Below are 17873 nucleotides of genomic sequence, written 5' to 3' on the forward strand. Positions count from 1 at the left end.
GGACGCTAGGAAGGCACTAGGCCCTGCCGCCGGACTCCCGTCCGCGGACAGGACCCGGAGGTGGTGGTGCCGGTGGCCCGTACGGGTGCGTACGACCCCAAGGAACGGGTCGCGGACGACGCCGACCTGCACCGACGTCTCGTCTACGGTGACGAGGCCGCGCTCTCCGAGGCGTACGACGTGTACAGCGGGCTCGTCCGTGGCGTCGCCGTGCGTGTGACCCGCTCGGCGGGGGCGGCGGACGACGTGGCACAGGAGGTCTTCGCGCATCTGTGGGCGCGGCCCTATGCCTTCGACGCGCAGCGCGGCTCGCTCCGTACCTGGCTGAGCATGCTGGCGCACCGCCGCGCCGTCGACTGGGTGCGCAGCGAGGCCCGGCACCGCAAGGCCGTCACCGCGGACGACGCGGCGCTGCACGCCATCCCGGCCCCCGATCCGGGGCCCGACGAGCGGGTCGTCGACCGTGAGCGTTCGCTGCTCCTTCATTCGGCCCTGGCTCAACTCCCGCTGCATCAGCGGCAGGTGGTGCATCTGGCGTACTTCGCGGGCCGGACGTACCGTCAGGCGGCGGTGGAACTCGGCATCCCGGAAGGGACCGCCAAGACCCGCCTGCGCACGGCACTGCACCGCCTGGCCGAAACCCTGGCGGACCCGGCGGAGCCGGGCTACGAGGCCCATGAAAGGGGTGCCTGATGGCCACGGACGCGCGCGACCACGCGACAGTGAGCGAACTCCTGGGCGCCTGGGCCCTTCAGGCCCTCCCGGCCGACGAACAGCGCGCCGTACCCGCCCACTTGGCGGACTGCGAGGAGTGCGCCGCCGAGGCCGAAAGGCTGAGGGCGACGGTACGGACCCTGAACGGTCCGAACGGACACGGGACGAACGGACACGGGACGAACGAACACGGGACGAACGAACACGGGACGAACGGGAACGAGAACGGGACCGGAGTCGGAATCGGGGCGAACGGGCACGGCGCGGCCGGAGTGCCGCAGGACGACGCGGCAGGGCACCCGCCGCTCCGGATCGACACCGGACCGCTCGCCGCGGCCCTGGCCCGCCGCCCGCCCGCACCCCGTGCCGCCCCCACCACCGCCCCGCACGCCCAGCCCTACGCGGCCACCGTCGCCGCCCTCCAGGCGCTGCTCGCCGAGGCGGACGACGCATGGTCCACGGAGGTGGTCCACGGCTGGACGGTGCGCGACACGGTCGCGCACCTCATCGCGGCCGACGAGCCGCTGGCCGTCCACCTGGGGCTGCCGGCCCACGAACCGCCCGCCGACGCGGCGGGCGACGGCGACTGGCGCACGGTCTGGGAGGCCCGCACCCGAACGGTCATCGCCCACGAACACGCGCGTGACCCGCACGCCACCGTCGCCGTCTGGCACGCCCGGGCCGCCGAGCTGCTCGCCGCTCCGGCCGCCCGCGACCCCGAACTCGCCGCGCAGGCCGCTACGTTGATGGGGGCGCGGCTGCCCGTCGCCGAGCACTATCTGGTCCGCGCCTTCGAGACGTGGATCCACGGTTACGACATCGGCCGCGCCCTGGACCGCCCCGTGCCCCCGCCGCCCGCCGGTCATCTGTGGCAGCTGGTCCGGCTGGCCGTGCGGATCCTCGGCCAGGCGCTCGGCCCCAAGGCCCCGCCCGTCGCCCTCACCGTCACGGACGCGAGCCGCACCACGGAGTGGATCCTCGGCTCCGAGGACGAACCGGTGCGGGCCGAACTCGCCCTGGACCCGGTCGACTTCTGCCTCCTCATCGGCGGCCGCACCACCCCCGACGCCCTCCCGCCGGGCACCGGCGACCCGACGGCGGCCCGCACCCTCCTGGACCGGGCGGCCCGACTGGCCTGGCTGTGACGAACCGGGCGCCCGCAGGGCGCAGTCCCGTCCGGCACAGGCCCACCGAGCACAGGCCCACCTGCCGCAGGCCCATCGGCCCCTGAGTAACCCCTACGGGCACTCCTCCGCCCCGGCCTCCGCGCACAGATTGCCCTCGACGACGCCCAGTAGCCGCGCGAACTCCGCCCGGTCCCGCTCGGAGAGCCCCGCAAGGGTCTGCTCCTCCAGTGCTCCCCACACCCCGGCCACGTCCTCCAGGAGCCCGCAGCTGCGGTCCGTGGCCTCGACGAGGGACGCGCGGCGGTCGCCCGGGTCGGGGGTGCGGCGCACGTGCCCGGACTGTTCCAGGCGCTGCAGCATCTTCGTGACCGTGGACGGATCCAGGTCGAGCGTCTTGATCAGCTCGGACTGACGCACGGGCCCCTTGTCCCACAGGTGCATCATCACGAACTCCTGCCCCGGATAGAGGCCGAGCCCGCGCAACCGCTGCCCGGCGGCGATCCGGTGCAGCCGGGCGACGCGGGAGAGGGCCAGGCTGACGGGGCCGCTGCGGGCGGCGACCGGGATCTGACCGGTACAGGCGGGGTCGTCGGCGGTGGGGGACATGAGGGCTCCTTTCGGCTTGTCCGCAACATTACCTTGGCCGGCCAACTAATGAGCTACAGTGAAGTCGGCTCAATTGCTTGGCCGACCAATGTTTTATTGCCGCCTTGTGTCGCCTACGTGTCGTCCTCTTGTCGACCTGTGTCGCATCCCGTTGAACGGAGTAGCCATGACCACCGCTTTCGACCCCATCGACCTCCCCGGCACCCGCCTGGCCAACCGCATAGCCATGGCCCCCATGACCCGCAGCCGGGCCGGCGACGGCGGCACAGCCACCGCCCTGACCGCCGAGTACTACGCGCAGCGCGCCTCCGCGGGGCTCATCGTCACGGAGGGAATCCAGCCATCGGCCGTGGGTCAGGGTTACGCCTGGACGCCGGGCCTGCACACCGCGGAGCAGGTCGCCTCCTGGCGCCCGGTCACCGACGCCGTGCACGCCGAGGGCGGCAAGATCTTCGCCCAGGTCATGCACGCGGGCCGGATCGGCCACCCGTCGCTGCAGCCGGACGGCGGCGCTCCGGTCGCCCCGTCCGCCGTCGCCCCGGAGGGCCAGGCCTTCACGAACGAGGGCTTCCAGGACTTCACCACCCCGCGCGAGCTCACCTCGGACGAGGTCCGCGCGACCGTGGCCGACTTCGCCGAGGCCGCCCGCGGCGCCGTCGCGGCCGGCTTCGACGGCGTCGAACTGCACGGGGCCAACGGCTACTTGATCCACCAGTTCCTGTCGCCCGGCACGAATCTGCGCACCGACGAGTGGGGCGGCAGCGTCGCGAACCGGATCCGGTTCGCCGTCGAGGCGGTCAAGGCCGTCGCCGACGCCATCGGCGCCGAGCGCACCGCCATCCGCCTGTCGCCCGGAAACCCGTACAACTCCATGGGGGACCACGACACGGTCGAGACCTACACCGCGCTCGTCGACGCCCTGGAACCGCTGGGCCTCGCCTACCTGCACGTACTGGAGGTGGGCGAGCAGAGCCGCGAGGTGACCGTCGATCTGCGCAAGCGGTTCAGCGGACCCTTCGTGCTCAACGCGCACACCGATGGCCCCACCGACCACAGGGCCCTCGGTCTGGTCGAGGAGGGAGTCGCCGACATCCTCAGCTTCGGCGCCCTCTTCCTCGCCAACCCGGACCTGCCGGCCCGCCTCAGGAGCGAGGGCCCGTACAACGCCCCGGACCCGGCGACCTTCTTCGGCGGCACGGAGAAGGGCTACACGGACTACCCGGCCCGGTAATACCCGTAACAGCAGTTGGGGCGGGACCGATCACGGTCCCGCCCCAACTCGTGCGCCTACGAGGATCACTTCACCGGAGTGAAGTCCCGCGCCCCGATGAACTCGGGTCGCCTTACCGGCGCCGCGAACGGATCCACCGCCGTGTTCTCCACGCTGTTGAACACGATGAACACGTTCGAGCGCGGGTACGGGGTGATGTTGTCGCCGGAGCCGTGCATGGCGTTGCAGTCGAACCAGGTCGCCGAGCCGGACTTGCCGGTGAACAGCTTGATGCCGTGTGCGTCGGCGAACTTGCCGAGGGCCTCGTCCGAGGGCAGGCCCGCGTCCTGCATCTGCAGCGACTTCTTGTAGTTGTCCTTCGGCGTCTCACCCGCGCAGCCGAGGAACGTCTTGTGCGAGCCGGGCATGATCATGAGCCCGCCGTTGGTGTCGTAGTTCTCCGTCAGCGCGATGGAGACGGACACCGTCCGCATGTTCGGCAGGCCGTCCTCGGCGTGCCAGGTCTCGAAGTCCGAGTGCCAATAGAAGCCCCGTGCCCCGAAACCGGGCTTGACGTTGATCCGCGACTGGTGGACGTAGACGTCCGAGCCGAGGATCTGACGGGCCCGACCCACGATGCGTTCGTCCCGCACCAGGTTGGCGAAGACCTCGCTGATCTTGTGGATCTCGAAGACCGAGCGGATCTCCTGCGACTGCTTCTCGACGATGGAACGCTCGTCGGCGCGCATCGCAGGATGGGTCACCAGACGGTCCAACTCGGCCTGGTAGGTGCCGATCTCGTCCGGGCCGATCAGCTCGTCGATGGCGAGGAAGCCGTCCCGCTCGAAGGAAGCGAGGTCCGACTGGCGAATCGGCCCTCGCGCTCCCTCCGCCGACCAGACGACCGGGTCGACACGCGGCGTGGCCACCTCGGAGGCGCCTCGCGTCGGGTACAGGTCCGTGATGTCGGGTGCGGTCGTCATCGGGATCAGGCCTCCTCGTCCTCTGTCAGCAGCGGGTAGACGCCGTTCTCGTCGTGGTCCTCCCGTCCGGTCACCGGAGGGTTGAACACGCAGACGCAGCGGAAGTCGGTCTTCGGGCGCATGGTGTGCTTCTCATGACCGTCCAGGAGATACATCGTCCCCGGCTCGATCCAATGCGTCTCACCGGTCTCCCGGTTGGTGAGCTCGGCCTCGCCCTCCACGCACAGCACGGCCTCGATGTGGTTGGCGTACCACATGTCGGTCTCGGTGCCCGCGTAGAGGATCGTCTCGTGCAGAGAGAAGCCGACCTTCTCCTTCGCAAGCACGATGCGCTTGCTCTCCCAGGTGCCGGTCGCCGACTTCACGTGCCGGTCGGTGTTCTCTATCTCCTTGAACGAACGGACAATCACGGTGAGTTGCTGCCTTTCCTCGTAACTTTGTGGTGCGTGTCAGACGGTCTCGCGCACGGCTCGGGTGAGCGTGCGCAGCCCCTCGTCCAGCTCCTCCGGCGTGATCGTCAGTGCCGGAAGCAGCTTGACGACCTCACTGTCGGGGCCGGAGGTCTCGATGAGCAGGCCCAGCTCGAAGGCCCGCTTGGCGACCTTGTTGGCACGGTCCTTGTCACGGAACTCGATGCCCCAGACCATGCCGCGGCCGCGGTACTCGACGATCTCTTCGTGGTACTCCGTGCGCAGGGCGGCGAGGACCTCGTCGATCTGCTCGCCGCGCTCCAGGGTCTGCTTCTCCATGGCCGCGCCGTCGGTCCAGTACGTCTCCAGGGCAGCGGCGGCCGTCACGAACGCGGGGTTGTTGCCGCGGAACGTGCCGTTGTGCTCGCCCGGCTCCCAGACGTCGAGCTCCGCCTTGAACATGCACAGGGACATGGGCATCCCGTACCCACTGATGGACTTCGAAACGGTCACGATGTCCGGCGTGATGCCCGCCTCCTCGAAGGAGAAGAAGGCACCGGTGCGGCCGCAGCCCATCTGGATGTCGTCCACGATGAGGAGCATGTCCCAACGTTCGCAGACATCCGCCAGTTTGCGCAGCCACTCGGCGCGGGCGACATTGATGCCACCCTCGCCCTGGACCGTCTCGACGATCACGGCGGCCGGCGTGTTCAGGCCGGAGCCGGAGTCCTCCAGGAGGCGCTCGAACCAGATGAAGTCCGGCGTCTGCCCGTCGAGGTAGTTGTCGAACGGCATCGGCGTGCCGTGCACCAGCGGGATGCCGGCGCCCGCGCGCTTGAACGCGTTGCCGGTCACCGCGAGCGAGCCGAGCGACATGCCGTGGAAGGCGTTGGTGAAGGACACGATCGACTCGCGGCCCTTGACCTTGCGCGCCAGCTTCAGCGCGGACTCGACGGCGTTGGTGCCCGTCGGGCCCGGGAACATGACCTTGTAGGGCAGGTCGCGCGGGCGCAGGATGATGTTCTGGAAGGACTCCAGGAAGTTGCGCTTCGCCGAGGTCGACATGTCGAGCCCGTGCACGACGCTGTCGCGCTCCAGGTAGTCGATCAGGGCGCGTTTCAGGACCGGGTTGTTGTGGCCGTAGTTGAGCGATCCGGCACCGGCGAAGAAGTCGAGGTACTCGTGGCCGTCCTCGTCGTACATACGGCTGCCCTGGGCCCGATCGAAGACGGTGGGCCAGCTGCGGCAGTAGCTGCGCACCTCCGACTCAAGGGTCTCGAAGACGCTCAGGTCCGGCTGGGTGATGGTCACAGCAAAAACTCCTCTAGGGAGGGGAGATGAGGGGGGTTCGGGATGAGTGGGGTCGAGGGCGCGCTCAGGCCAGTGGGCCTATGCGGTACAGCTCCTCGGGCAGGTGCCCGTCGTCAGGGAACAGGCCCGCGTCGAACAGCACCGTGCGGGCTACACCGACGCGGTGCCGGCGGGCGAACGAGGTGAACAGGGCCTGGGACGCGGCGTTGTCGGGCGTGATGGTGGTCTCGAGGGTGGTGACCGGACGCGCCGCCGCGACCCGCGCGGCCAGCCCGTCGAGCAGCGCGGCCGCCAGGCCGCGCCCACGCTGCGCAGCGTCCACGGCGACCTGCCACACCACGAGGATGTCGGGTCGGTCGGGACGTACGTAACCGGTGATGAAACCGGCCACCTCGCCCTTCTCGTCGCGGGCGATCACCGACGTGGCGGCGAAGTCGCGACACCACAGCAGGTAGCTGTAGGAGGAGTTGAGGTCGAGCACCTTCGAGTCGCGGGCGATACGCCAGATCGCGGCACCGTCGGCCACCTCGGGGTGGTCGATCTTCAGTCCGTCGGGGACCGGGGCCACTTCGGCGACTTCCAGGAATTGCGCTTGTGCGGCGGTCATGCAAATTGAATTTACCGAGCAATTTCCGGGATTGCACCCGCGGAAGGGGTTACGTAACGAGGGCTTCTGTGTTATCGCGCGCAGGTGAGCGCGCGCACGAAATCGCGGCGGTATGTCCCGGTTTGAGCCGGACAAAACGGGCGTATCTAAATTCGTGTGGAGTACGTCACAGCGTCGTAATCGCTACGAGACGAGTCCGAATTACGTCGGTTCCCGTTGACGAAACCTGAGTGTTTACGGTGCGGGAAAGCGGGCAGAAGCAGAACAGGAAGCCTCGCCGGATGGCTCTGATAAAACGCGGGACAATTCTGTCTGAACAATTTCTCGATAAAAACAAAGGCGCCGCCCCGAAAAGGGCGACGCCTAGTGGTGAGTGCGCGGGTTCGCGCGCCGGGGCGCTTATTCCCAGGCGGCCGCGACCGCCTTTCGCGCCCCTTCCAGATCGACCTCGAACCCGGCCTCGGCGAGCGCCCCGCCGAGTGCGGCGAGCGAGGACTGCACGACGCCGCGGGTCGCCTGCGGACCGTAGTGGTTGACCCGGATCATCTCCTGAGCGAGCGCGCCACCACCCGCGACCAGCGGCAGGACCGGGTCCACGGCCAGCGCCTTCGCCACCAGCTCACGGGCGTCCGTACCGGCCGGCGCGCGCAGTGTAGTGGCGACAGGGGCGGCGTCCCGGGCTTCGTGGACGTATGGCTCAAGTCCACCGCCCAGCGCGAGCGTTCCGGCGCGCGTGGCGGCCGCGGCCGAGGCGTGCCGCGCCATCAGGGCGTCCAGGCCCTCGCCCTCGATGCGCTCCACGCACGCCTCCAGGGCGAGCATCTCCAGCTGCGCCGGAGCATGCAGCAGCGCCTTGCGGCCGCCGTCCACCCACCGCTGCTTCCAGTCGAGGAGCGAGAGGTAGGAGTGGCGCGGCGCGTTCGGGTTGGCGGCCATCCGCTCCCAGGCCCGCGCGCTCACCGACACGGCCGAGACACCGGCCGGACCGCCCATCGCCTTCTGCGCGCCGATCACGCACAGGTCCACGCCCCAGGCGTCCGGGAGTACCGGCTCGGCGGCGATCGACGCGACGGCGTCCAGGTAGAACAACGCACCGTGCTTGCGCACCACTTCACCGATCTCGGCGACCGGGTTGGTGTTGCCGGTCGCGGCCTCCGCGTGCACCAGGGACACGAAGTCGATCTCGGGGTGCTCGGCGAGCGCCTGCCCGACCTGCTCGGCGGTGACGGCCGTGTGGAAGGGCACCGCCAGGTCGTGCACGGTGGCGCCGCAGTCGCGCAGCCAGTCGCCGAAGGCCTGCCCGTACGGGCCGGTGATCACGTTCAGCGCCACCGTGCCGGGGCCCGCGGCGGCACGGATCGCGCCCTCCAGCGGAAGCAGCGCCTCACCCTGCATGATCACGACGTTCTGCGAGGTGTCCATCAGCCGGGCCACGCGGTCCTCGATGGAGGCGAAATGCTCGGCGCTCAACGGGGCCAGGTCGAGAAACGGATGCGTCACGGTGGTGCTCTCTTCGCTCACGGGTTCGTACGGGTGCCGGTGTCGAGCGTACCCACCGCCTCATAGGCTGCGCGCATGAGTATTGGCGGGGTACTGCACGTGAAGGGACGGGTCCTCGTCGGGCCCGACGACGTACGCGACGAACTGTGGGTGGTGGACGGCCGGATCGCATACGACCGGCCCGTGACGGCGGGCCCCGACGTCACCACGGTCGAGGGCTGGGCGCTGCCGGGCCTGGTCGACGCGCACTGCCACGTCGGGCTCGGCACACACGGCCCCGTCGACGCCGAGACCGCCGAGAAGCAGGCCCTGACCGACCGCGACCACGGCACGCTGCTGCTGCGCGACGCGGGCTCCCCCTCCGACACCCGCTGGGTCGACGACCGCGAGGATCTGCCGCGCATCATCCGCGCCGGCCGCCACATCGCCCGCACGCGTCGTTACATTCGCAATTTCGCGCACGAGATCGAGCCCGATGAGCTCGTCGCGTACGTCGCCCAGGAGGCGCGGCGTGGCGACGGCTGGGTCAAGCTCGTCGGCGACTGGATCGACCGGGGGACGGGCGACCTCGGCGCCTGCTGGCCGCGCGACGCGGTCGAGGCGGCGATCGCCGAGGCGCACCGCCTGGGCGCCCGCGTCACGGCCCACTGCTTCGCGGAGGACTCGCTGCGCGATCTCGTCGAGGCGGGCATCGACTGCATCGAGCACGCCACGGGCCTGACCGACGACACCATCCCGCTCTTCGCGGAGCGCGGCGTGGCGATCGTCCCGACCCTCGTGAACATCGCCACGTTCCCGCAGCTCGCGGCGGGCGGCGAGAGCAAGTTCCCCGACTGGTCGGCCCACATGCGCCGCCTGTACGACCGCCGCTACGACACCGTCCGCAATGCCTACGACGCCGGGATCCCGGTCTACGTCGGCACGGACGCGGGCGGCTCCCTCGCGCACGGCCTGGTCGCGGGCGAGGTCGAGGAGCTGGTGCGGGCCGGCATCCCGCCCGTCGAGGCGCTCGCGGCGACGGCGTGGGGCGCGCGCTCCTGGCTCGGCCGCCCCGGCCTGGAGGAGGGCGCGCCCGCGGACCTCGTGGTCTACGGGTCCGATCCGCGCGACGACGTACGGGTGTTGGCGGCGCCGCGCAGGATCGTGCTGCGGGGCAACGTGGTGGGTTGACGCAGCGTTACTCCCGCGCCCCGGGGCTCGTTGCACACCACTTGGCGGCGCCCGCGCGGTCAACCCGCGTACGAGCGGCGCATCGACAGTACGAGCGACCTGTGGGCGACAGCGGTGGGGCGGATGGGAACGCGCGAGCCCGAAGATTCGAAGACGTGCGCGGAAACGCCCCGTTGGGGTGAACTCACGCCTCGGTGCTGACCGTTCACTCTCAGTGCGTAAAGATTCCCTCAACGATGACCAGCCGGGACCGTCCCGTCCCGGCGCTGTCCCGGTTCAGCTCTCTATGGGGGTCCCACCAGCATGCCCAGCTCCACCCTGACCACCGTCCTGCGCACGCCCGCCCGTCGCGTCGCCGCGACCGCCGCCGTCACCGCGCTCGCCCTCGGCCCCACCGTGCTCGCGACCGCGGGCCCGGCCGCGGCCACCGAGCACAGCGGCGGCAAGGCCGGCGCGGTCGTGCTCCGCACAGGACTCGACGTATCCCTCCTCAACAAGACCGTGAACGTCCCGCTCAAGGTCTCGCTGAACGAGGTGCAGGCGCCCAAGAGCGCCGACCAGACCGCGCTGACCGCCCAGCTGGACGGGGTCGACGGCGGACAGCCGTTCAGCGTGCTGCGCGCCGACGTGGCGCGGACGAAGGCCACGGTCGAGGGCGACACGGCGGAGGGCTTCACGGAGCTCGCCCACGCCAAGGTCCACGTCCCGGGCCTTCCGCTGCTCTCCCTGATCGAGGTCGGCCAGGTGACGTCCAAGGCGACGTGCGTGGCGGGCGAGAAGCCGGTCGCCGAGTCGAACCTGCTGGGCGGCGTCACCGTCCTCGGCAAGAAGATCACGCTGTCGACCGGCGGCACGACGTCCATCAAGGTCCCGGGGGTCGGCGAGGTGACGCTCGGCCTCTCCAACCGGTCCACGACGGACACCACGGCGGCGGCATCCGCCCTCCAACTCAAGGTGCACGTCAACCCGTTGAACCTCAACGTGGCGGAGGTCGACGGCGAGGTCACGCTCGCGGAGGCCACGTGCGAGACGCCGAAGGCGGCGGAGGCGCCGGCGCCCAAGCCGAAGCCGGAGCCTCAGGGTGAGAAGGCCGACACCCCGGTCCAGAAGACGCAGGCGCAGCCGGCGGCCGACAAGCAGGACCTCGCGGAGACGGGTGGCAACGAGATGACTCCGTACATCGCGGGCGGCGCGATCGTGCTGCTTGCCGCCGGCGGTGGAGCGGTGGCGATGGCCCGCCGGGGCCGCAGCCGGGCGTAACTGTTCGGGCCGCCTGCGGCACTTTCAGCCCCTGCGGCGATTGAGCAGCGGGGTATGGGGCGGAGCCCCAATCTTTTCGCCCCTCCGGCGCTGAGGTCACGGGGCTCCGCCCCGGACCCCGCTCCTCAATCGCCGGAGGGGCTGGAATTGCCGCAGCGGCGAACGGTCCCGGGGCCCTGCCCCGAGGCGAGCACGTCGCGCAGCGCCTCCACGAAGCACCCGCTCGTCGCCCGGTCCCGGACCGCGAGGCGGACCCAGTCCGGGCCGAGGCCCGGGAAGGTGTCGCCGCGACGCACCGCGAAACCGATACCCCGCAACCGCTCCCGCACGGAACCCGCGCCCGGGATCCGCACCAGGACGAACGGGCCCTCCGCGGGCCCGGCCACCGACACCCCGTACGACGCCAACCCCCGCAGCAGGCCCACCAGATACTCCCGGTCCGCCGCGACGGCAACCGCCGCGTCCGCCGCCTCCGCCACCCCGCGGGCGGACACGCACGCCTGCGCGGCGACGAGCGCGGGCGAGGACACCGGCCACAACGGCTGCGCTTGCTCAAGCGCCGCCACCACCTCCGGCTCCGCCATCACATACCCGACCCGCAGCCCGGCAAGGCCCCACGTCTTCGTCAGGCTCCGCAGGACGATGAGCCCCGGCACGTCCGTCCGCCCCGCCAGGGACTCGCGCTCGCCCGGCACGGCGTCCATGAACGCCTCGTCGACCACCAGGAACCGTCCCGGGCGCGCCAGCCGGGTCAGCGCGTCCGCCGGGTGCAGCACGGAGGTCGGGTTCGTGGGGTTGCCGACGACCACCAGATCCGCGTCGTGCGGCACGAGCGCCGGATCGAGCCGGAACCCGTCCTCCTCCCGCAGCAGCACCCGCCCCACCGCGTGCCCGGCATCCTCCAACGCCGCCTCGGGCTCGGTGAATTGAGGGTGTACGACCACAGGCCTGCGCACCCGCAGCGCCCGCGCGAGCAGCACGAACGCCTCCGCCGCCCCGGCCGTGAGCAGCACCCGCTCCACCGGCACCCCGTGGTGCGCCGCCACCGCGGCCCGCGCGGCCCGCCCGTCCGGATACGCCGCGAGCCCTTCCAGGGACCCGGCGATGTGCTCCCGCAGCCAGGACGGCGGCGTGCCCGTGCGCACGTTCACCGCGAGATCCGTCAACTTCTCGCCGTCGTCGCGGACTTCGGCGTCCCCGTGGTGCCGTAGATCGGGCCCGCCGATCGGGGCCGCCACGTCCGGGGCGGCCGCGCAACGCACGTCCACCTCCGGATGCGCCGCGGCCCACCCCACGGCCTGCGCGTGGAGCCGCTGCGCGGGCAGGGTTCCGTAGGGCAGCACGACGACCCGCCGCGCGCCGAGCGCCGCACACCGGTCGAGCCCCGCGGGCACGTCGGGCGCCGCCGACACATACGCCGGTTCCACGCCCGCGTAGCCGCTGCCCTCCCACAACAGCCGTGCGGCGGCGGCGAGTTCGGCGTTGGCCGCGGAGTCGGCCGAGCCGGCCCCGACGAGCAGCACGGTCACATCGGCCCGGTCGCGCGGTGTGCGGGGGCCGCCGCCCAGAACGTCGTCGAGCCGTTGCTCCAGGGCGGCGAGCAGGGCCGGGGGAGGGGTGTGCATGGGGACGGGCTCCTTGCGGGGAGGTCGAGAGGGGGAATCCAGGAGGAGGGAGAAGCAGGGCCGGTCCCTACCCCGGCCGCGCCACCGCACACGTCACCCGGCCCGGACCCCCGCCCGCCCCGGCCGACGTCCGCTTCGGGACGAGCAGTTCACCGCCCCGTACGAGCGCGGCGGCCTCGGCGACCGACGGGGTGCCCACCGCGTCGCGGGCCCGCGCGGACGGATGCGGCACGGGAACGGCGGCGAGCCGCTCGGCGTCGTACGTCTCCAGGGGCACGCCCAGCGCCTCTGCCGCCGCGACGATGCCGGGCTCCCGGCCCTTGGCGTCGACCGTCGCGAGCGCCAGGACGTCCGTCGCGCCCGCCTCGGCCAGCGCGGCCCGGACGAGCCCGAGAACTTCGTCCGCCGGGGCGCCGGACCGGGCCCCGACACCGACGACCACGCCCCGCAGGATGTGCGCGGAGGCCCCCGGATGGGTTAGCAAGGGGCCATGGCCGTGATCGTGGCGCTGAGCGCCTTCTTGATGACTTTGGTCGGCGGCTGGACCGCGCAGCGGGTCACCGACCGGCGCCACCTGGTGCTCGGCCTCGCCGGTGGCCTGATGCTCGGCGTGGTCGGCCTCGACCTGCTGCCCGAGGCACTGGAAGCGGCGGGCGGCGAGGTGTTCGGGGTGCCGGCGGCGCTGCTGCTGTTCGTGGCCGGATTCCTCGGGGCGCACATCATGGAGCACCTGCTGGCCCGCCGCCAGGCCGCCCACGGGGCGGAGGAAGGGGCGTCGGGCGGCCGGGCCCCCGAGGTGGGGATCACGGCGGCGTCCGCGATGGTCGGGCACAGCCTGATGGACGGCATGGCGATCGGCGCCGCCTTCCAGATCGGCGGCGGCATGGGCACCGCCGTGGCGCTCGCCGTGATCGCCCACGACTTCGCCGACGGCTTCAACACGTACACGATCACCCGGCTCTACGGGAACGCCCGCCGCAAGGCGTTGATCATGCTGTTCGCGGACGCCGCGGCGCCGGTCGTGGGCGCCGCGTCCACGCTCCTGTTCACCATTCCGGAGCAATTGCTCGGCGGCTATCTCGGCTTCTTCGGCGGCGTGCTGCTCTACCTGGCCGCCGCCGAGATCCTTCCCGAGGCCCACCACGAGCACCCGGCCCGCTCGACGCTGCTGTGCACCGTCGCGGGCGCGGCCTTCATCTGGCTCGTGGTGGGGCTCGCGGGGTGACCCGTTCACCGTGCGCCGCTCCACTGGACCAGGCGGTGCGCGATGTCCGGCAGCGCCGCCCAGTGCGTGTGCAGATAGCTGGCGTGCACGCCGCCCTGTACGAAGCCCTCGACGCGCGGCGTCGGCAGCCGCATGCCCCAGGCGGGCGTGGGCCCCGCGCCCGGCTTGAGCACGGTCCGGTGGAACTCGTGGCCGCGCAGCCGGGCCCCTGCCGGGGTGAGCGGGCTGTCGGTCAGGGCCACGGCGTCCCGGTAGCCGAGGGTGAGGCGGCCGGACATCTTCGCGTCCGCGTCGAGCACCCCGCACATCGGCCGGCCGTCGAGCGAGCGGGAGAGGTAGAGCAGGCCCGCGCACTCGGCGATCACGGGGGCGCCGCCGCGGGCCAGCTCGGCCACGGCCTTGCGGAGCTGTTCGTTGGCGGAGAGCTCGGGGGCGTAGACCTCGGGGAAGCCGCCACCGATGACGATCGCCGCGGTGTCCTCCGGGAGGGCCTCGTCGTGCAGCGGGTCGAACGTGACGACGTCGGCGCCGGCCGCGCGGAGGAGTTCCGTGTGCTCGGTGTACGAGAAGGTGAACGCGGCACCACCCGCGACCGCCACGACGGGCCTGTCCCGCATCGCGGCGGCCTCCGGAAGGCTCCACGCCTCCGTCGCCAGCGGCGGGGCCGTGCGGGCCAGGGCCAGCAACCCCTCCAGGTCACACCCCTCCCGCACCATCGCGGCAGCGGCCCGGACCGAGTCCACCGCCTCCGTGCTGCGCTCGGCCACCGGGACCAGGCCCAAGTGGCGTGACGGCGTGGCTACTTGGGGGGTGCGGCGCAGGGACCCGAACACCGGGACGCCGACCTCCTCCATGGCCTCGCGCAGCAGCTCCTCGTGGCGGTCGGAGCCGACCTTGTTGAGGATGACGCCCGCGAGGCGCACCTCGGGGTCGAAGGAGGCGAAGCCGTGCACGAGCGCCGCCACCGACCGCGACTGCGAGGAGGCGTCGACGACGAGTACGACGGGAGCCTTGAGCAGCTTCGCGACGTGCGCCGTCGAGGCCAGCTCGCCCTCTCCCGACGCACCGTCGAACAGGCCCATCACGCCTTCCACGACGGCGAGTTCGCACCCCGCCGAGCCGTGCGCGAACAGCGGGGCGACGAGCTCGGGCCCGCACATGTACGCGTCGAGGTTCCGCCCGGGACGCCCGGTCGCGAGCGCGTGATAGCCGGGGTCGATGTAGTCGGGCCCCACCTTGTGCGGCGACACGGCGAGCCCGCGCTCGGCGAACGCCGCCATCAGGCCCGTCGCCACGGTCGTCTTGCCGGTGCCGGAGGCGGGCGCGGCGACCACCAGGCGGGGAACGTCGACTACCACTCGATGCCCCGCTGGCCCTTCTGGCCCTCGTCCATCGGGTGCTTCACCTTCGACATGTCGGTGACGAGATCCGCGAACTCGACCAGCTTCTCAGGGGCGTTGCGGCCGGTGATGACAACATGCTGCTGCCCGGGACGGTTCCGCAGCGTCTCGATGACGTCGTCCACGTCGATCCAGCCCCAGTGCATCGGGTAGGCGAACTCGTCGAGCACGTACAGCCTGTACGTCTCGGCGGCCAGGTCCCGCTTGACCTGCTCCCAGCCCTCGCGCGCCTTCTCCTCGTTGTCGGCCTGATCGTCGCGCTGCACCCACGACCAGCCCTCGCCCATCTTGTGCCAGGCCACGGTGCCGCCCTCGCCGCTCGCGCCGAGCGTCTTGAGCGCGTTCTCCTCGCCGACCTTCCACTTCGCCGACTTGACGAACTGGAACACCCCGATCGGCCAGCCCTGGTTCCAGGCGCGCAGCGCGAGCCCGAACGCGGCCGTCGACTTTCCCTTGCCGATGCCGGTGTGCACGAACACCAGTGGACGGTTGCGACGCTGACGTGTCGTCAGCCCGTCGTTCGGTACGACACTCGGCTGTCCCTGCGGCATTTAAGCGGCCCTCCTGATGGTGTTCTGCGTTCCAGTGACGTCCTTCACGAGCCCGGCGATCGAGTCCGCCCGCAGCTCGTCCAGCGTGACGGCGGTGCCGCCCAGCCGACCCGCGAGTTCGGTGGCGAGCCCGAGCCGCACCATGCCGGTCTCGCAGTCGACGACGACGCTCGCCGTCCCCTCGGCCGCGTGCAGCCCGGCCGCGCGGCCCGCCAGCTGCACGGGCTCGGGGCCGCCGGTCGCCCGCCCGTCGGTCACGACGACCATCAGCGGCCGCCGCGCCGGATCCCGCAACCGCTCCACGCGCAGCACCTCGTGCGCCTTGAGCAGACCGGCCGCCAGCGGGGTGCGCCCGCCGGTCGGCAGCGACTCGAGGCGGCTCGCCGCCGCGTCCACGCTCGACGTGGGCGGCAGGGCGACCTCGGCCGCCGACTTCCGGAAGGTCACGAGCCCCACCTTGTCCCGCCGCTGGTACGCGTCGAGCAGCAGCGAAAGCACGGCGCCCTTCACGGCGGTCATCCGCTGCCGCGCCGCCATCGATCCCGAGGCGTCGACCACGAACAGGACGAGATTCCCCTCGCGCCCCTCGCGGGTCGCCTGCCGCAGGTCGTCGCGGCGTACGACGAGCCCCCGGCCCGAACGGCCGCGCGCCCGCTGGTGCGGGGCCGCGGCCTGCACGGTCGCCGCCAGGTGCAGCTTCGTCAGGGCGCCACGGGGCCGCGTCGCCCCTGTGGTGCGGCCGTGCTCGGTACGCGCCCGGGACCGCCGCCCCGAGGCTCCCTCACCGAGGCCGGGAACGCTCAGCATCTTCGTACGAAAGGGCTCGCCGGCCGACACGGGCTTCTGCTCGGGGGCTCCGCCGCCGGACGCGGGGGCGGCGGCGGGCTCCTCGGGGGAGTCCTCCCGGTCGTCGTCACCGGCCGGAGCGTCGTCCTGCGGGTCCTTGGTCTCCTGCGGGGCGTCGTGCGGCCCGTCCTGCGGCGGCACGCCACCACCGGGGCCGCCACCGTCGGGCCCCCCGTCGGGATCGTCGTCCCCGTCTCCGTCGCCCTCGGAGTTCCCTTCAGGCTCGTCCTCGGGTGCGAACTCGTCCAGGGTCTCGTCGAGCTTGTCCTCGTCGAGACCCGGCGCGTCGAAGGGGTTCCGGCGCCTGCGGTGCGGGAGCGCGAGCAGCGCGGCCTGCCGCACGTCCTCCGCCAGCACGTCGGTGCGCCCCGCCCAGGCGGCGAGCGCGGTGGCGGTGCGCGCCATCACGATGTCGGCGCGCATGCCGTCCACCTCGAAGGCCGCGCACGTCGCCGCGATCTGCGTCAACGCCCGGTCACCGAGCCGTACTTGGGGGAGCAGTTCACGCGCGGCGACAATCTTGGCCCGTACTTCGGCCTCGTCCTCGGCCCACCGCCCGGCGAACTCCTCCGGGTGGTCGTCGTAGGCGAGCCGCCGCTTGACGACCTCCACCCGCTGCTCCGGCTCACGCGAAGCCGCGACCTCCACGGTCAGCCCGAACCGGTCGAGCAACTGCGGCCGCAGCTCGCCCTCTTCGGGATTCATCGTCCCAACGAGCAGAAAACGCGCGGCATGCCGCACGGAGACACCCTCACGCTCTACGTAGGAGGCCCCCATGGCAGCAGCATCAAGCAGCAGATCAACGAGATGGTCATGCAGCAGATTCACTTCATCCACATACAGAATCCCGCGATGGGCGTCGGCAAGCAGCCCCGGCTCGAAGGCCTTCACGCCCTCGGAGAGCGCCCGCTCGATGTCGAGCGCGCCCACGAGCCGGTCCTCGGAGGCCCCGACGGGCAACTCGACCATGCGCGCGCCGCGTTGAGCACCAGGCGTCTCGGCGTGCGGCCCGTCCGGGCACTGCGGATCCGGCCCCGCCGGATCACACGAGAACCGACACCCGGCGACGACATCGACATCCGGCATCAACGCGGAGAGCGCCCGCACGGCGGTGGACTTGGCAGTCCCCTTCTCCCCACGCACGAGCACACCGCCGACGGCGGGCGACACAGCATTCAACAACAGAGCAAGCCGCAGATCGTCCTGCCCGACGACAGCGGTGAACGGAAAGGGGGTAGGCATCAGCCAACAACCTCCAGCGAGTAAAACGTGTCCAGGGGCACGATCAGGGGCGCGGGGAACTGCGCAATCTTTTGGGGGGCAAGGGG

16 protein-coding genes and 1 pseudogene are annotated in these 17873 nt (G+C 71.7%); 6 read left to right on the plus strand and 11 right to left on the minus strand.

The annotated features are described in order from the left end of the window. Window positions 1-60: 60 nt before the first annotated feature. Together OG746_RS31935 and OG746_RS31940 are read left to right on the plus strand one after the other, a co-directional pair. Window positions 61-693: an RNA polymerase sigma factor gene (locus OG746_RS31935; protein WP_524540503.1), complete on the plus strand. Its 633-nt coding sequence runs from the start codon at window positions 61-63 to the stop codon at window positions 691-693. Next, window positions 693-1859, plus strand: a complete 1167-nt coding sequence (locus OG746_RS31940) for a maleylpyruvate isomerase family mycothiol-dependent enzyme (protein WP_266721021.1) — start codon at window positions 693-695, stop codon at window positions 1857-1859. The genes OG746_RS31935 and OG746_RS31940 overlap by 1 nt, the downstream gene beginning before the upstream one ends. Before the next feature lie 93 nt (window positions 1860-1952). Here the strand turns inward: OG746_RS31940 and OG746_RS31945 are convergent, their stop codons facing one another. Further along, window positions 1953-2447: a MarR family winged helix-turn-helix transcriptional regulator gene (locus tag OG746_RS31945; protein WP_266721023.1), complete on the minus strand. Its 495-nt coding sequence runs from the start codon at window positions 2445-2447 to the stop codon at window positions 1953-1955. Window positions 2448-2613: 166 nt separating this feature from the next. Here OG746_RS31945 and OG746_RS31950 point away from each other — a divergent pair, with 166 nt between their 5' ends. Beyond that, window positions 2614-3678 (plus strand): alkene reductase, encoded by a 1065-nt coding sequence (locus tag OG746_RS31950; RefSeq protein WP_266721025.1) that lies wholly within the window; start codon window positions 2614-2616, stop codon window positions 3676-3678. A gap of 65 nt (window positions 3679-3743) precedes the next feature. Here OG746_RS31950 and thpD read toward each other — a convergent pair whose 3' ends face one another. The 5 genes from thpD to OG746_RS31975 form a co-directional block, all read right to left on the minus strand. After that, window positions 3744-4640 (minus strand): ectoine hydroxylase, encoded by an 897-nt coding sequence (gene thpD / locus OG746_RS31955; protein ID WP_266721027.1) that lies wholly within the window; start codon window positions 4638-4640, stop codon window positions 3744-3746. 5 nt (window positions 4641-4645) lie between these two features. After that, entirely contained in the window at window positions 4646-5050 is a 405-nt protein-coding gene (locus OG746_RS31960; RefSeq protein ID WP_266721029.1) for an ectoine synthase, read from the minus strand. A 39-nt stretch (window positions 5051-5089) separates the two neighbouring features. After that, window positions 5090-6361 (minus strand): diaminobutyrate--2-oxoglutarate transaminase, encoded by a 1272-nt coding sequence (gene ectB / locus OG746_RS31965; RefSeq protein ID WP_266721030.1) that lies wholly within the window; start codon window positions 6359-6361, stop codon window positions 5090-5092. A gap of 64 nt (window positions 6362-6425) precedes the next feature. Continuing rightward, a complete protein-coding gene (ectA, locus tag OG746_RS31970) occupies window positions 6426-6968 on the minus strand; it encodes a diaminobutyrate acetyltransferase (RefSeq protein ID WP_266721032.1) in 543 nt (180 codons plus the stop codon). A 399-nt stretch (window positions 6969-7367) separates the two neighbouring features. After that, the gene (locus tag OG746_RS31975) at window positions 7368-8468 is read right to left on the minus strand and encodes a pyridoxal-phosphate-dependent aminotransferase family protein (RefSeq protein WP_266721034.1); all 1101 of its coding nucleotides are present in this window, start codon (window positions 8466-8468) and stop codon (window positions 7368-7370) included. A gap of 75 nt (window positions 8469-8543) precedes the next feature. On the opposite strand from OG746_RS31975, the gene OG746_RS31980 reads away from it, so the two are divergent. Continuing rightward, window positions 8544-9638, plus strand: a complete 1095-nt coding sequence (locus OG746_RS31980; protein WP_266721036.1) for an amidohydrolase family protein — start codon at window positions 8544-8546, stop codon at window positions 9636-9638. 303 nt (window positions 9639-9941) lie between these two features. After that, entirely contained in the window at window positions 9942-10898 is a 957-nt protein-coding gene (locus OG746_RS31985) for an SCO1860 family LAETG-anchored protein (RefSeq protein WP_266721037.1), read from the plus strand. 125 nt (window positions 10899-11023) lie between these two features. On the opposite strand, the gene cobC is transcribed toward OG746_RS31985, so the two are convergent. Continuing rightward, window positions 11024-12523: an Rv2231c family histidinol phosphate aminotransferase CobC gene (gene cobC / locus OG746_RS31990; RefSeq protein ID WP_524540504.1), complete on the minus strand. Its 1500-nt coding sequence runs from the start codon at window positions 12521-12523 to the stop codon at window positions 11024-11026. Between the two features lie 70 nt (window positions 12524-12593). Beyond that, window positions 12594-13007: pseudogene (locus OG746_RS32000) on the minus strand (cobalamin biosynthesis protein); the annotation flags it as partial. A 6-nt stretch (window positions 13008-13013) separates the two neighbouring features. Between OG746_RS32000 and OG746_RS32005 the strand changes: the two are divergent. Next, window positions 13014-13748 (plus strand): ZIP family metal transporter, encoded by a 735-nt coding sequence (locus tag OG746_RS32005; protein ID WP_266721039.1) that lies wholly within the window; start codon window positions 13014-13016, stop codon window positions 13746-13748. Between the two features lie 5 nt (window positions 13749-13753). Here OG746_RS32005 and OG746_RS32010 read toward each other — a convergent pair whose 3' ends face one another. The 3 genes from OG746_RS32010 to OG746_RS32020 are packed head-to-tail and all read right to left on the minus strand — an operon-like array spanning window position 13754 to window position 17787. After that, window positions 13754-15106, minus strand: coding sequence for a cobyrinic acid a,c-diamide synthase CobB (locus OG746_RS32010; RefSeq protein ID WP_266721041.1), 1353 nt, complete (start codon window positions 15104-15106; stop codon window positions 13754-13756). Continuing rightward, a complete protein-coding gene (cobO, locus tag OG746_RS32015) occupies window positions 15100-15699 on the minus strand; it encodes a cob(I)yrinic acid a,c-diamide adenosyltransferase (protein WP_266721043.1) in 600 nt (199 codons plus the stop codon). Before cobO ends, OG746_RS32010 begins: the two co-directional genes overlap by 7 nt. After that, a complete protein-coding gene (locus OG746_RS32020) occupies window positions 15700-17787 on the minus strand; it encodes a putative cobaltochelatase (protein ID WP_266721045.1) in 2088 nt (695 codons plus the stop codon). It lies immediately after the preceding gene. Window positions 17788-17873: the final 86 nt, after the last annotated feature.

The organism is Streptomyces sp. NBC_01016, from assembly GCF_026341035.1.
In the GTDB taxonomy this organism is placed as follows: domain Bacteria; phylum Actinomycetota; class Actinomycetes; order Streptomycetales; family Streptomycetaceae; genus Streptomyces.

Bases quoted from the DNA above. Each gene is read 5' to 3' on its own strand.
- OG746_RS31940 (WP_266721021.1), top strand. From the start codon at position 693: ATGGCCACGGACGCGCGCGACCACGCGACAGTGAGCGAACTCCTGGGC.
- OG746_RS31945 (WP_266721023.1), bottom strand. From the start codon at position 2,447: ATGTCCCCCACCGCCGACGACCCCGCCTGTACCGGTCAGATCCCGGTC.
- OG746_RS31950 (WP_266721025.1), top strand. From the start codon at position 2,614: ATGACCACCGCTTTCGACCCCATCGACCTCCCCGGCACCCGCCTGGCC.
- thpD (WP_266721027.1), bottom strand. From the start codon at position 4,640: ATGACGACCGCACCCGACATCACGGACCTGTACCCGACGCGAGGCGCC.
- ectA (WP_266721032.1), bottom strand. From the start codon at position 6,968: ATGACCGCCGCACAAGCGCAATTCCTGGAAGTCGCCGAAGTGGCCCCG.
- OG746_RS31980 (WP_266721036.1), top strand. From the start codon at position 8,544: ATGAGTATTGGCGGGGTACTGCACGTGAAGGGACGGGTCCTCGTCGGG.
- OG746_RS31985 (WP_266721037.1), top strand. From the start codon at position 9,942: ATGCCCAGCTCCACCCTGACCACCGTCCTGCGCACGCCCGCCCGTCGC.
- cobC (WP_524540504.1), bottom strand. From the start codon at position 12,523: ATGCACACCCCTCCCCCGGCCCTGCTCGCCGCCCTGGAGCAACGGCTC.
- OG746_RS32005 (WP_266721039.1), top strand. From the start codon at position 13,014: ATGGCCGTGATCGTGGCGCTGAGCGCCTTCTTGATGACTTTGGTCGGC.
- cobO (WP_266721043.1), bottom strand. From the start codon at position 15,699: ATGCCGCAGGGACAGCCGAGTGTCGTACCGAACGACGGGCTGACGACA.
- OG746_RS32020 (WP_266721045.1), bottom strand. From the start codon at position 17,787: ATGCCTACCCCCTTTCCGTTCACCGCTGTCGTCGGGCAGGACGATCTG.